We start from the raw sequence: 15089 nt of genomic DNA on the forward strand, positions 1-15089 counted from the left end.
ATTCTGTTGATAAAGATTCCAGGAACCCGGTCAGGAGATCCCTAGTTCTTTGTCGATGAAGTCGAACAGTTCGTCGGCCGATGCGGCCTTCAGCTGGTCGGCGACCGCGGCGCCCTGCTGCGGGCCGTGCGCCTCGTTGAGGCGGGCCAGGAGGGCCTGCAGACGGGGGACGACCTTGGTTCGCTCGATCTCTTCCGGGGCCATGGAGGCGACGACGGCCTCCATGCGGTCGAGTTCGGCGGCCACGCCCGCGGCCGAGCCCGCTTCCGCCGGTGCGATCTCGCCGTGCAGGTGCTCGGCCAGGGTGGCGGGGTTGGCGTAGTCGAAGAGCAGGGTCGCCGGGAGTTTGAGGCCGGTGGCTGCGTTCATGCGGTTGCGGAAGTCCACGGCGGTCAGGGAGTCGAATCCCATCTCCTTGAAGGCGCGGCCCGGCTGCACGGCGCCCGGTTCCTCGTGCCCGAGGACGGTCGCCACCTGGCCGCGTACGAGGTCCAGGAGGGTCGTGCGCTGCTCTTCCGCGGTCAGGGACGCCAGCCGTTCGCCGAGGGCGGTGGCGTCGGCCGCACCCGTCGCCGTCGATGTGTGGAGGCTCCGGGTGCTCAGCGCGTCCGCGACCTCGGGCAGCTGGTGGATGAGCGGGCTCGGCCGGCCCGCGGTGAACGCCGGCGCCAGTTCGGACCAGTCGGCGTCGACGACGCCGATGCCGGTCTCGCCCCGCTCCAGGATCTCGTGCAGGGCGGCCACGGCGAGGTCGGGGTCGAGTTCTGTCAGGCCGCGCCACCAGGCGCGTTCCTGGACGTCGTCCTGGGCCGCCATGCCGCCACCGCCCCAGGGGCCCCATGCGACGGAGGCGGCGGGCAGGCCCCGGGCCCTGCGGTGGTCGGCGAGGGCGTCGAGGTACGCGTTCGCCGCGGCGTAGGCGGACTGTCCCGCGCCGCCGAGCAGACCGGCGATCGAGGAGAACGACACGAAGGCGGTCAGGTCCAGGTCCTGGGTGAGCTCGTGGAGGTTGCGGGCGGCATCGGCCTTGGGACGCAGTACGCCCGCGATGCGCTCGGGGGTGAGGGAGCCGACGGTGGCGTCGTCGAGCACTCCGGCCGCGTGCATGACGGCGGTCAGCGGGGCGTCGGCGGGCAGTTCCTTCAGCAGGGCCGCGAGGGCGTCCCGGTCGGCGGCGTCGCAGGCGGCGATGGTGACGCGCGCACCGAGCGCGGTAAGTTCCTGCTTGAGTTCGAGGGCGCCGGGGGCCTGTTCCCCGCGCCTGCTGGTGAGCAGGAGGTGTTCGGCGCCCGCTCGGGCCAGCCAGCGGGCGACCAGGGTGCCCACGGCTCCGGTGCCGCCGGTCACCAGGACCGTGCCGGTGGGCTGCCAGGTGCCGCGGGGCGGGCTGGTGGCGCCGGTGGCGCGCTCGAGACGGCGTACGAAGGTCCCGGCGAACCGTACGGCGAGCTGGTCCTCACCGGCGGGCTCGGCGAGGACGTCGGCGAGCCGCTCGAGGAGCCTGTCGTCGGGTCGTTCCTCCGCCGCGGCCTGCGTGTCGGCAGCGGTGTCCGCGGCGGGGAGGTCGACGAGGCCGCCCCACAGTCCCGGGTTCTCCAGGGCGACGACTCGTCCCAGGCCCCAGATCTGGGCCTGTACGGGATGGGGCAGGGTCTCGGACCGGCCCGCTGCCACGGCTCCGCGCGTCACGCTCCACACCGGTGCGGACACGTCCAGGTCCGCGAGGGCCTGGACGAGCGCCACCGTGGTGGTCAGCCCGCGTGGCGCGGCGTGCGCGGCGGTGTCCGGGGCTTCGTCCTGGCCGAGCAGGGAGACCACGCCTGTCAGGGGTGCGGCGCCGGCGAGGGCGTGGGTCAGGTGGTCGGTCATCTGCGCGCGGTCGGAGTCGTGTTCGGTGGCTCGCAGGCGGACGACGGTGGCGCCGCGCTCGGTGAGAGTCCGCTCGACCCCGTCGGCCCACGCCTCGGTCACACCGTCTGCGGGCACCGCGAGCAGCCAGGTGCCGTCGAGGGTGCCCTCGTGTCCACCGGGGTGCGGACGCCAGGCGATCCGGTAGCGCCAGCCGTCGACGACGGCCTGGTCGACGCTCTGCCGGTGCCAGTCGGAGAGCAGCGGGAGGAGGGTCTCCAGCGACGCGCGGCCGTCGTCGTCGGCGTCGAGGAGGTGGGCGAGCCCGTCGAGGTTGCGCCCCTCGACGGCGGTCCAGAAGGCGCCGTCCGCCGCACCGGACTTCGCCGGGATCCCGGTGGGGTCGGTCTCCGGGTCGGCCCAGTAGCGGTGCCGCTGGAAAGGGTAGGTGGGCAGGTCGACGTGGCGGCGCCCGGTTCCGGCGTAGGCCGCCCAGTCCACGTCGACGCCGTGCTCGTGGAGCGCGACGAGGGCCGCCATGACCGTCTCCGGTTCGGGAGTGCCGGGCCGGAGCAGCGGAGGGCACAGGGCGTCGTCGTCGAGGGTCTCGCCCGCCATGGCGGTGAGGGTGGCGCCGGGGCCGATTTCCAGGCAGGTGGTGACGCCCTCGGCTCGGAGCGCTCGCACGCCGTCGTGGAAGCGGACCGTGCCGCGGACGTGCCGCACCCAGTAGTCGGGAGTGCGCAGGTCGTCGCCCTCGGCGAGCCGGCCCGTCACGTTGGAGATCACCGGGATGGCGGGCTCGTCGAACGTGAGGCCGGCGAGGACGTCTGCGAAGGCGTCGAGCATGTCGTCCATGCGGGGCGAGTGGAAGGCGTGGCTGACCCGCAACTGCCGGGTGTCGACGCCGCGTTCGGCGAGACGGCCCACGACCTCGGCGACGGCGTCCTCGTCTCCCGAGAGGACGACGGACGCTTCGCCGTTGACCGCGGCGATGCCGAGCCGCTCCTCCAGGCCGTCGAGCAGGGGCACCACTTCCTGTTCGGAGGCGCGTACAGCAGTCATGGCGCCGCCCTCGGGCAGGGCCTCCATCAGCCGGCCGCGTGCGGCGACCAGTTCCGCCGCGTCGGGCAGGGACAGCACGCCTGCGATGTGGGCGGCGGCGATCTCGCCGACCGAGTGGCCGATGAGCACGTCGGGGCGTACGCCGAGCGACTCGACGAGGCGGTAGAGGGCGACCTCGGTGGCGAAGAGCGCGGCCTGGGTGAAGACCGTACGGTCGAGCAGCGCCGCCTCGTCCGATCCCTCGGCGGCGAACACCACGTCGCGCAGCGGCCGGGGCAGCCTGCCGTCCAGCGCGGCGCACACCTCGTCGAAGGCGTCGCGGAAGACGGGGTGGGCGGTGTACGTCTCCGATCCCATGCCGGGGCGCTGGGCGCCCTGACCGGTGAAGAGGAAGGCGGTCCTGCCGCCCGTCCGCACCGGCCCCGCCGGGTGCTCGCCGGTGCCCTGGGCCAGGCCCTGCCCCTTGGCGATGTGCTCGAGGGCGGCGAGGAGTTCCGTCCGGTCGTTGCCGACGGCCACGGCTCGGTGCTCGAAGAGCGAGCGGGTGGTGGCGAGGGAGTGGGCCACGTCGGCGGGGACGAGTCCGGGCCTGTCGAGCACGTGGGTGTGCAGCTGCGCGGCCCGGGTCCGCAGGGCCGTTTCGTCGCGCGCGGACAGCGGCCAGGCGACCGGCACCGCAGCCGAGGTCGTCTGCGAGGAGTCCTGCTCGTCCGGGGCCGTGGTCGCGTCGTCGACGACGTGGGCGGGAGCCTCCTCGATGACGGCATGGGCGTTCGTGCCGCTGATGCCGAACGAGGAGACGCCGAAGCGTCGCGGACGTTCTCCACCGGGCCAGGGCACTTCGTCGGTGAGCAGTTTCACCCGCCCCGCCGACCAGTCGACGTGCGGAGTCGGCCGCTCGGCGTGCAGGGTGCGCGGCAGGGTCTCGTGCTGCAGCGCGAGGATCATCTTCATCACGCCCGCGACTCCGGCCGCGGCCTGCGGATGCCCCATGTTCGACTTGATCGAGCCGAGCCACAGCGGTCGGTCGTCGGGACGGTCCTGCCCGTACGTGGCGAGGATCGCCTGGGCCTCGATGGGGTCGCCGAGGGTGGTGCCGGTGCCGTGGGCCTCGACGGCGTCGATGTCCGTGGCGGCCAGGCCCGCGTTCCGCAGCGCGGCCCGGATGACCCGCTGTTGCGCGGGCCCGTTGGGCGCCATCAGACCGTTGCTCGCGCCGTCCTGGTTCACGGCCGAGCCGCGTACGACGGCCAGCACGGGGTGTCCGTTGCGGCGCGCGTCCGAGAGACGTTCCAGGACGAGCATCCCGGCGCCCTCCGACCAGCCCGCGCCGTCGGCGTCGGCGGCGAAGGACCGGCAGCGGCCGTCCGGTGAAAGGGCCCGCTGCCGGCTGAACTCGATGAACAGCTGGGGTGTCGCCATGACGCACACGCCGCCGGCGAGGGCGAGGGTGGAGTCGCCGGCCCGCAGGGACTGGCAGGCCAGGTGCAGCGCCACCAGGGAGGACGAGCACGCCGTGTCCGTGGTCACGGCGGGCCCTTCGAGGCCGAACGTGTAGGAGACGATGCCGGAGACGATGCTGCCCGCGGTGGTGCTGCGCGGGTAGTCGTGGTGCATCAGACCGGCGAAGACGCCCGTTCTGCTGCCCTTGAGCGCGGTGGGGTCGATGCCCGCCCTTTCGAGGGCCTCCCAGGACACTTCGAGGAGCAGTCGCTGCTGCGGGTCGGTCTCCGGGGCCTCGCGCGGGCTGATACCGAAGAAGTCGGCGTCGAACTCGGCGGCGTCGTGCAGGAATCCGCCCCGGCGGACGTAGGTGTGGCCGGGCTTGCCGGGCTCGGGGTCGTACACCGCGTCGGTGTTCCAGCCCCGGTCGGTGGGGAAGTCCGACACCACGTCGACGCCGTCGGACACCAGCCGCCACAGGTCCTCGGGGGAGGTGACGCCCCCGGGGTAGCGCCCGCTCATGCCGATGATCGCTATGGGTTCGTGCTGGGCGTCCTCGGCCTCCCGCAGCCTGCGGCGGGTGTCCTGAAGGTCGGTCGTCGCCCGCCTGAGGTATTCGCGGAGCTTGTCGTCGTGCGCCATCGATGTCTCAGCCTTCTCAAGGGTCGGGAGGGGCGAACGGTGGTGGGGCATGCGGGGGGAGCCGTGGGAGGGGGCGTGGGTTTCACGCGGTGGCCGAGTGCGACCGGCCACCGCGTGAACACCCGTCGGGCGCTCGGACGGTCAGGAGATACCGAGTTCGTTGTCGAGGAAGTCGAACAGCTCGTCGTCCGTCGCCTCGTCGAACTGCTGCGCCGACACCTGCCCGCCCGAACCGGCCTGGTGCTCCGTCAACCGGCGCAGCAGCCCCTTCAGACGAGCCGTGACAGCGGCGTGGTCGTCCTCCGGGCCGGCCTGGGCCAGCGTCGCCTCCAGAAGTTCGAGCTGCGCCTCCAGGGACCTGGGGGCCGCGTCGACGGGTGCCAGTTCGGTGACCAGGTGGTCGACGAGCGCGGCGGGCGACGGGAAGTCGAAGACCAGGGTCGTCGGCAGGCGCAGTCCTGTCGCCTTGTTCAGCAGGTTGCGCAGCTCCACGGCGGCCAGGGAGTCGAAGCCCATGTCCTTGAACGCGCGGTCGGGGGCGACCGCGTCGCCGGAGGCATGGCCCAGCACGCCGGCCACGTGCTCGCGGACGATGGTGTGGAGCTGCCGGGCACGCTCGGCCTCCGAGAGGCCGCCGAGGCGCTCGGCGAGCCCCCTGCTGGGGGCTGCCGTCACGGCCGCCTTACGGGTAGGACGCCTGGTACGGGCCCGGCCCATGCCGCGCAGGACGGCCGGCAGGTCGTCCGTGCGGTTCGCAAGGGCGGCGAGGTCCAGTCGGATCGGCACCAGAACCGCCTCGTCGAAGCCGACCGCCACGTCGAAGAGCCGCAGCGCCTCCTCGGTCTCCAGGGGCGGCATGCCCAGCCGGTGCATCCGCTGCAGATCAGCGGCTCCCATCTGTCCGGCCATACCGTCGGTGGACGCCCAGAGGCCCCAGGCGAGTGACACGGCCGGCAGCCCCGCGGCGCGCCGGTGGGCTGCCAGCGCGTCCAGGAACACGTTCGCCGTCGCGTAGGTGGCCTGACCACCGCCGACCAGCAGCCCGGCCGAGGAGGAGAACAGGACGAAGGCGCTCAGGTCCATGTCCCGGGTCAGCTCGTGCAGATGCCAGGCGGCGTCGGCCTTCGGCCGCAGCACGCCGTCGAGGCGCTCCGGCGTCTGCGTCTCGACGACGCCGTTGTCCGCGATGCCCGCCGTGTGGATCACGCCGGTCAGCGGAGGACGCCTGCCGCCTGCCTCGCCGGCGTCGAGCAGGGCGGCCAGGGCGTCACGGTCGGACACGTCGCAGGCCTGGATGGCGACCGTCTCGGCGCCCGCCGCAACGAGCGCCTTGCGCAGCTCCTCCGCGCCCGGGGCGTCCGGTCCGCGCCGGCTGACGAGCAGCAGGTGCCGTACACCGTGCCGCTCCACCACATGGCGGGCGACGAGGGCTCCGAGTCCGCCCGTACCCCCGGTGACGAGCACCGTGCCGTCGGGGCGGAAGACCTCCTGGTCCGCGCCCTCCACCGGCGCGGGGGTTCGCACCAGGCGCGGCAGCAGCACCACGCCCCCACGCACCGCCGACTCGGGTTCACCGGACAGTACGGCGGAGCGGAGCGCCGACGACGTCCCGCGGCCGCCGTCCCAGTCGATCAGGGACAGCCTGTCCGGGTTCTCCGCCTGCACCGACCGCACGAGGCCCCACAGGGGCCCTGTCACGAGGTCGACCGCTCCGTCCGCGGCAGCACCGGCGGCGGTGCTCACCGCTCCCGATGTCACCACGACCAGGCGCGAGGAGGCGAACCGCTCGTCGGCGAGCCACGCCCGGACCTCGGCCAGCATCCGCCCGGCCACGGCGCGAAGCTCCGTCGGCACGTCCGCGCCGTCCACCGAACCGGCGGGCGGGCACGGCAGCAGCACGATGTCCGGGACGGCCGCGCCGTCGTCGACGGCGGCCGCGAGGGTGGCGACGTCCTCATAGGCGTCGAGCGTCCGGCGGGCGACGGCCTCCCACGAGGCACCGGCCGAACCGGCGATCGCCCACCGGCGGGCGCCCTCCTCGGGCGCCGACGGATAGGCCGGCGCCTCCTGCCAGGTCGGCCGGAACAGGTTGTCCGTGCTCTCGGACCCGGCGAGCCGCAGCTGGTCGTCCGAGATCGGCGGCGCCACCAGGTGGTGCACCGAGACGACCGGGGCGCCGGTCGCGTCGGCGATGTCGACCTGCGCCGTGTCGGGGCCGTTCGAGTCGCAGCGCACGCGGACGGTCGTGGCACCGGCGGCGTACAGCCTGATCCCGTGCCAGGAGAACGGCAGACGCGGCACGCTCGGCCCACCCGGTTCCACGAACAGCGAGGCGTGGAAGGCGGAGTCGAGCAGCGCCGGGTGCAGCCCGCACGCCTCACCGTCGCCTCGGGCCTGCGCGGGCAGCGACACCTCGGCGAACATCTCGCGGTCGTTGCGCAGCCAGGCCCGCCGCAGCCCCTGGAACACGGGACCGTAGCCGTAACCACGGCCGACGAGCCCTTCGTACGCATCGCCGATGGACACCTCCTCGGCGCCCTCCGGCGGCCAGACCGTGAGGTCGTACGGCTCCCCCTCCTCGGCCTCGTCGCCGACGACGCCCTCGGCGTGACGCGCCCACGGCGCCGTGACATCGCCGTCCACGGCCTGGGAGTAGACGGTCAGCGACTGCTTGCCCACCTCGTCGGAGGCGCCGACGACCACCTTGACGCGCACGCCACCGGTCGGGGGTATCACCAGCGGCGCACCGATGGTGAGTTCCTCGACCACCGTGCGGCCGGCCTGTTCGGTCGCCTGGATCGCCATCTCCACGAAGGCGGAGCCGGGAAGGATCACGGTGCCGAACACCGCGTGGTCTCCGAGCCAGGGGTGTGTGTCCAGACCGAGCCTGCCGGTCAGCACCAGCCCGTCGGAGTCGGGGAAGTCCAGCACGGCGCTGAGCAGCGGGTGGGGGGTCGCAGTCAGACCGTGCGCCGTCGCGTCGCCGATCGCCGCGGGGCCCGCGTCGAGCCAGTAGTGCTCGCGCTGGAAGGCGTACGTGGGCAGGTCGACGCGCTGAGCGCCGGTACCCGTGAACAGGCCGGCCCAGTCGACGTCGACACCCGCTTCGAAGACCGCGCCCAGGGCGGCGAGGAAGGTGGTGGGCTCGTCGCGGTCACGGCGAAGGACCGGGGTGAGGAGCGCGTTCTCGGGCTTGTCGAGGCAGGCCTGGGCCATCGCCGACAGGACACCGTCGGGGCCGAGTTCGAGATACGTGGTGACACCGGCGGATTCGAGGGCGCGGATGCCGTCCGCGAAACGAACCGGCTGACGGACATGCCGGACCCAGTACTCGGGATTGGTCAGATCCGCCGCCTGAGCAAGCTGGCCGGTTACGTTCGACACGATCGCGAGACGGGGCTCGGAGAACGACAGGCCCCGCACGACCTGCCCGAACTCCTCCAGCATCGGATCCATCAACGGCGAGTGGAACGCATGCGACACCGACAACGGAATCGCGGCAATCCCCCGCTCCACCAGGACCTCAACCACCTTGTCCACCGCCGGCTTGGCGCCGGAGATCACCACCGACGACGGCCCGTTGACAGCGGCAATGCCCACCTCGGCCTCACGACCTGCGAGCAGTGGCAGCACATCCGCCTCGCTCGCCCGCACCGCGACCATCACACCGCCGGCAGGCAGAGCCTGCATGAGACGGCCGCGTGCAACCACCATCCGACAAGCGTCTTCGAGGGAGAACACCCCGGCCACGTGCGCGGCGGCGATCTCACCGACCGAGTGACCCGCGAGATAGTCAGGCCGGACACCAAGGGACTCCACCAGACGGAACAGCGCCACTTCGACGGCGAACAACGCCGACTGGGTATAGACGGTCTGGTTCAGCAGACCCTCAGCGCCCTCCCCCGCAATCACCTCACGCAGCGGACGCTCGAACACACCTTGCGCGTCCAGCAGCCCACACACCTCGTCCAAAGCCGCCGCAAACACCGGGAACGCCACGGCAAGACCCGCCGCCATCCCCACCCGCTGCGACCCCTGCCCCGTGAACAAGAACGCCGACTTACCCTCGGACACGGCGTCTCCGCGCTCGCCGGACTCGTCGGCGATCAGCGCCTCCAGAGCCACCAGGAGCTCGGTGCGGTTGGCGCCGAAGAGTGCGACACGGCGATCGAGGACGGCGCGCGAGGAGGCCAGCGAGAAGCCGATGTCGACCGGCGAGCGGTCGGAATCGACAGCGAGGCGGTGCAGCCGCTGGGCTTGCGCGCGCAGCGCCTCGGCCGTACGTCCCGACACCACCCACGGCACCGGAACACCCGACGGCCAGCCAGTACCAGTCTCGGACGTACCCGCCTCGACGGCTGGCGCTTCCTCGAGGATCACGTGAGCGTTCGTGCCGCTGATACCGAACGACGACACACCCGCACGACGCGGAGCCCCATCGGCCGACTCCCACGCACGCGACTCCGTCAGCAACTCGACCTCGCCCGCCGACCAGTCCACGTGCGAGGAAGGCTCGTCAACGTGGAGCGTCTTGGGAAGGACCCCGTGCCGCATCGCCTGAACCATCTTGATGATCCCCGCGACACCAGCCGCAGCCTGCGTGTGACCCAGGTTCGACTTCACCGAGCCCAGCCACAACGGCCGCCCCTCCAGCCGCTCCTGACCGTACGTCGCAAGGAGCGCCTGCGCCTCGATCGGGTCACCCAGCGTCGTACCAGTCCCATGCGCCTCGACAGCATCGACGTCCGAAGCAGACAGACCCGCATTCGCCAGCGCAGCTCGGATCACCCGCTGCTGCGACGGACCGTTCGGCGCCGTCAGACCATTGCTCGCACCGTCCTGATTCACCGCCGAACCCCGCACCACCGCCAGAACCTGGTGGCCGTTGCGCTGAGCGTCGGAGAGCCGCTCGACCAGTAGCACCCCCACACCCTCGCCCCACGCCGTACCGTCCGCAGCCTCCGCGAACGCCTTGATACGCCCGTCCGCCGCCAGACCACGCTGCTGGCTGAACTCGACGAAGGTCTCGGCGGTCGGCATGACGGTCACGCCACCTGCCAGGGCGAGAGTGCACTCGCCCCGACGCAGGGCCTGGATGGCCCAGTGCAGTGCCACAAGCGACGACGAGCACGCCGTGTCCACCGACACGGCCGGGCCCTCAAGTCCCAGGGCGTACGCCACACGGCCCGACACCACACTGCCGGTGTTGCCGTTGCCGATGTAGCCCTGGAGTTCGTCGGGGATCGCAGGCAGTCGCGACGCGTAGTCGTGGTACATGACGCCGGCGAAGACACCGGTCTGCGAACCCTTCAACGACGACGGGTCGATACCCGCCCGCTCGATCGCCTCCCACGACGCCTCCAGCAACAGCCGCTGCTGGGGGTCCGTCGCCAACGCCTCCCGCGGCCCCATGCTGAAGAACTCGGCGTCGAAGTCCGCCGCGTCGTGCAGGAACCCGCCGGCCTTGGCGTAGGTGTGACCGGGCTTGCCGGGCTCGGGGTCGTAGAGGCCCTGGACGTCCCAACCACGGTTCCGGGGGAAGTCGGTGACTCCCTCACGGCCCTGGGAGACCAGCGCCCAGAGGTCGTTCGGCGACGTGACGTCGCCGGGGAAGCGGCAGCTCATGCCGACGATCGCGATCGGCTCGTTCTCCCTGCGCTCGGCATCTCGCAGACGTCGTCGAGCTTCACGAAGATCGGCTGTCGCCCGCTTCAGATAGTCGAGAAGCTTCTCCTCGTTTTCCACCCAACGTCTCCTCACTGATCCGGGCAGGAATTCAGAATTGTGGAACGGTATTTCGCCTGTGGCGCCGGATTCGAGACACGTCGTTAAACCCACCTGCGGCGCATATGCTCGTACGCTACGCAGGTCAGCGGCGTCCGCCCACCCCTAGCCCGCCCCTATGCGCCCCTATTGAAGGGGGTCCCGGAGCCTTCGGACTCGGGGGCTACCACTGTCGATTCGAGAATGTCTTGCCCAGCGCAGTGGCGCCCCAATAACCTGCGCCGGAAGCGCAGTCGAGTTGATCCTCGCAGGATATTCACTTCGCGACAACACAGAACACCCGGGTTCAGCGGAAGGAGACGGAAGTCGTGGGAGAGGTAACGGGAGGGGCGAGCAGTCCGTGGATCCGCAGGTTCCACCCATCCGCCGACGCCCCTGTGCGGCTGGTCTGCTTCCCGCACGCGGGAGGTTCCGCGTCGTTCTACTTCCCGGTGTCGCGGGCCTTGGCGCCGGACGTGGACGTGATCACCCTGCAGTATCCGGGGCGTCAGGACCGGCGCCACGAGGCGGGGATCGGTGATCTCCACGACGTGGCCGACCTGTTGGTCGGTGAGTTGCGTCCGTGGGCTGATCGGCCGCTGGTTCTCTTCGGCCACAGCATGGGCGCCTCGCTGGCGTTCGAGGTGGGTCGCCGGCTGGAGCGGGAGGGTGTCGTCCCCGCGGCGTTGGTCGCCTCCGGCCGTCGGGCGCCGTCGCGGCACCGTGACGAGTTCGTGCACCGGCGCGACGACGAGGGTCTGGTACGCGAGTTGAAGGAGCTCAGCGGGACGGAACCGGGCGTGCTCGGGGACGAGGAGCTGTTACGGATGATCCTGCCGGCGATCCGCAGCGACTACCGGGCGGCGGAGACGTACCGGTACCGGCCGGGACCCGATGTGTCCTGTCCGGTGTACGCGCTGGTCGGCGACAAAGATCCGAAGGTGACCGTGGACGAGGCTCGTTCCTGGGGCGATCACACCTCGGGGAGTTTCGAACTGAAGGTGTTCGACGGCGGTCACTTCTTCCTCGCTCCGCACGCGGCGGAGGTCAATCGGCTGCTCGCCGACTGCGCGCGCGCCCGGGTGGCGAGGCCCTGAAGCAGGGCCGGGGGCCGGGGGCTGACGTACGCCCCCGGCCCCCGGCCCCCACCGCTCGTTCCCCCGGATATCCCGGCTCCCCCGCTCCCGGTTCCTTACGGTCTCGCTCTCTACAGCTCGTGCTCGGCGGTCAGCCCCCCGCTGTCCCGGCCGTCGAGCAGTTCTTCGGGTTCGCGCCGCAGCTGAAGTCCTTCGAGGAGTTCGTCGCGGCGGCTGACCTGGAGCTTTCGGTAGATCCGGGTCAGATGCTGTTCCACCGTGCTCACGGTGATGTAGAGCTTGTTTCCTATCTCTCTGTTGGTGTGGCCGACGGCGGCCAGCGTCGCGACCCGGCGCTCCGCGTCGCTCAGTGCCATGGAGGTGTCCCCCTTGGCGGGGGCCGGTTCCTCCTTCTTCTCCCGCTCCGCGACGACCACCTCACCGGGGAGTCCCCGCAGGAGCTGTGCCGGTACGGCGTCGGCGTAGCAGAGTTTGGCCTCCTGCACGGCGCGCCGGCCGCTGGTGCGGGCACGGGCGAAGTCGCCGAGGCTCTGGTAGGCGGAGCTCAGGTCGGCCAGTGCGCGGACGAGTTCCAGCCGGTTGCCGGAGTCCTGAAGGAGTTCGACGGCCTTCTTCAACAGCCGGGGCCGTTGGCTGAGCTCCCCGGCCGCCGCCTTGACGCGCAGAGAGATGCCGCGGACGACACTGTTCTGCGCCCCGGGTAATTCCAGCTGCCGCTCCACCAGTTCCCTGGTCACCTCGGGTCGTGACAGCTTGAGGTAGACCTCGGCGAGGTCGCTGCGCCAGGGCATGAGGGTGGGGACGTCGGCGTTCCAGTGGCGCAGTTTCTCCCCGCACGCCTGGAAGTCGCTGAGCGCGGCCAGGGCACGGTCGACCGCGAGATGGTGGTGCCCGCGGGCGCGGAGGTAGAGCAGGCCGAAGGAGGTGTCGAACATGGCGTCGGGGACGAGGAGGGTGAGCAGCTCGGCGGCGCGGTCGTGGCGGTTGAGCGCGGTGTGGACCATGACCAGAGTGGAGATGGGAAGTCCGATCAGGACTCCCCATCCCTTGGGCTGGAGCCGGCTGAACGCCGCCTCGGCCTTGGCCTCGGCGATGGCGAGGTCGCCCTGTCGGAGTGCGATCTCCGCCCGGACGCTGCCGAGTACGGCTTGCCAGGTGTTGGCTCTGCGGCGTACGGCTTCTTCGATCAGTCCGTCGCACCACATCGCGGCGAGATCGGGCCGGCCGGAGAACTGGAGCGCGAGCAGGGCGAAGGCGGTGATCTCCAGGGTGGTGTCGCTGAGCCGACAGCTCTGCAGGATGTACTCGGCGCTCACGACGGCCGCTTCGGGGGACTCCCGCTGCAGGACGTCGGTGAGGGTGGCGGTGGCGCGTGACCAGGGGTTGCCGAAGGGACCGCCGATCTCGGGAGCCCCTGCCGTGACGGGCGAGGCACGGCGCGGAAGCGTGTGCGACGGGCCGCACATCGCCAGGAAGATGAGGCTGAGTTCGGCCGCGTGCTGGGCGTCGTCCAGATCGCCCATCGCGTTCGGGTCGTTCATGATCTCGGCGGCGCCGTCGAAGTCGCCCTGCCAGAGCAGGTAGCGGATCACGTTGATGACATCGCGTCCGTTGAGGCTTCCGGCGCGGACCGCGCCGCGGAGTGTGTCGAGGTGCGGAATGATCGCCGCCGGGTTCACGCGCCAGGCCGCGCGGGCCAGCATCGCGGTGATCGCGAGGCGTTCGGTGTCGTTGGTACAGGCTTCCAGGGCCAGTTCGAGGCAGGCTGCCGCGTGCTCGGCATCGTTGCCGGCCAGCGCCTGTGCGGCGGCGTCCCTGAGGACCTCCATGGCCCACCGGCCGACCGCCCGGTCGGCGGCGAGCAGGTGTACGGCGATCTCGGCGGTGCTGGATCCCAGCTTGTGCAGCAGCTCCGCGCACATGGAGTGGAGTTGGGAGCGTTCCTCGGCGTCGAGGCTGCCGAGCACAGCGGCGGCCACGGGTTCCGGGAAGCTCGACGGGCCGAGCAGCCCGGCGGTGCCGAGGATGTCCTGCATCTCCGCCGCCCGTTCCGGCATCACTCCGAGCAGCCGGGCGATGAGTGCGGGTGAGGCGTGCTCGCCCAGGACGGCCTGCCCCTGGGCCACTTCGAGGAGCGCGGGCTCCCATCGGTGCAGGACGCTGTGGACGGCCTGGTCGAAGAAGGCTCCCGGGACGATCTGGCCGGGTCCGTCGGAGGCGTCCTGGTCCGTGCGCCTCTCGCAGTCCTCGATGAGCGCGTTGACCAGCATGGGATTGCCGCCGGTCAGTGCGTAGGCGGAGCTGGCGAGGCGGGCGGCCGCCCGCTCGCCCAGGGCGTGGGCGATCAGTTCGTGCACGCCGGCGCGGGAGAGCGGATCGAGCCGGATGCGGTGGTGGGGCTGTCGGGTGATCTCGGCGTGGAAGAAGGGCCTGGCCATCCTGGGCCGCGACCATTCGTTGAGGACGAGCAGGATCCGGGCGGAGCGTATGCGGCGCTGGAGGTAGAGGAGGGTGTGGAGGGAAGCGTTGTCAACGAAGTGGACGTCGTCGATTCCGATGACCACCGGGCGGTCGGCGGCCAGTTCGAGGATCAGCGCGCACAGGTCCCGCGCCCCCTGGGCGTTGTGAGGGCCGATCTCCTCCATGGGTTCGTCGCCGTTCAGGGATTGCGCGGCCGAGGCGATCAGCGTCCCGGCGCGCTCCACCAGTTCGGCGGGCAGCGTGGCGTCCTGGAAGAGCTGGCTCATCGCTCCCATCGGCAGGGCCTGTTCGGTCTTGGAGCCGGTCGCCCTCAGGACGATCGCACCCCGCTCCGCGGCCTGGTCCGCGAAGTAGTTGAGCAGCTCCGTCTTCCCACTGGCCAGTCCTCCACTGACCAGCGCCACGCTTCCGCTGCCCCGAGAACATTCGGCCAGAAGTTCGTCCAGGGCATGCAGGCAGCCACTGCGTTCAGCTAAAAACAAATTTCCCCCAAAGCAAAAGATGCGCTCCCGCTCGGGGCTGAAATCGGTCAGACTGATGCCCCGTCACACGTTCACGCATCTAGATGAGCGCCCCACTGCATTCACTTCCGCGAGCGATCGCCGGAGGTCCGCGCCCCCGTCGCGCTCCTTCAACTTTCTACACCCCGACAAGGTCGGGCGCCGTGACTTGAATCACATGTGGTCCAGGCCGGTTGACGTTGGCTCGAAGACTGTCCACGCGGGACAGGGGGGCCTAGGGGTACCGGTA

4 protein-coding genes are annotated in these 15089 nt (G+C 71.2%); 1 reads left to right on the forward strand and 3 read right to left on the reverse strand.

Going from position 1 to position 15089, the window contains the following annotated elements:
- Positions 1-30: 30 nt before the first annotated feature.
- Complete coding sequence (locus ABZ939_RS34185; protein ID WP_361864028.1) at positions 31-4998, reverse strand: type I polyketide synthase; 4968 nt, start codon at positions 4996-4998, stop codon at positions 31-33.
- A gap of 141 nt (positions 4999-5139) precedes the next feature.
- Positions 5140-10743 (reverse strand): type I polyketide synthase, encoded by a 5604-nt coding sequence (locus ABZ939_RS34190; protein ID WP_361864029.1) that lies wholly within the window; start codon positions 10741-10743, stop codon positions 5140-5142.
- A gap of 347 nt (positions 10744-11090) precedes the next feature.
- On the opposite strand from ABZ939_RS34190, the gene ABZ939_RS34195 reads away from it, so the two are divergent.
- Positions 11091-11858 carry an alpha/beta fold hydrolase gene (locus ABZ939_RS34195; protein WP_361864031.1) on the forward strand — a complete coding sequence of 256 codons (768 nt, stop codon included), beginning with the start codon at positions 11091-11093 and terminating at the stop codon, positions 11856-11858.
- 110 nt (positions 11859-11968) lie between these two features.
- Here the strand turns inward: ABZ939_RS34195 and ABZ939_RS34200 are convergent, their stop codons facing one another.
- Positions 11969-14821, reverse strand: a complete 2853-nt coding sequence (locus ABZ939_RS34200; RefSeq protein WP_361864033.1) for an AAA family ATPase — start codon at positions 14819-14821, stop codon at positions 11969-11971.
- Positions 14822-15089 lie beyond the last annotated feature (268 nt).

This window comes from Streptomyces sp. NPDC046712, from assembly GCF_040645695.1.
GTDB lineage: Bacteria > Actinomycetota > Actinomycetes > Streptomycetales > Streptomycetaceae > Streptomyces.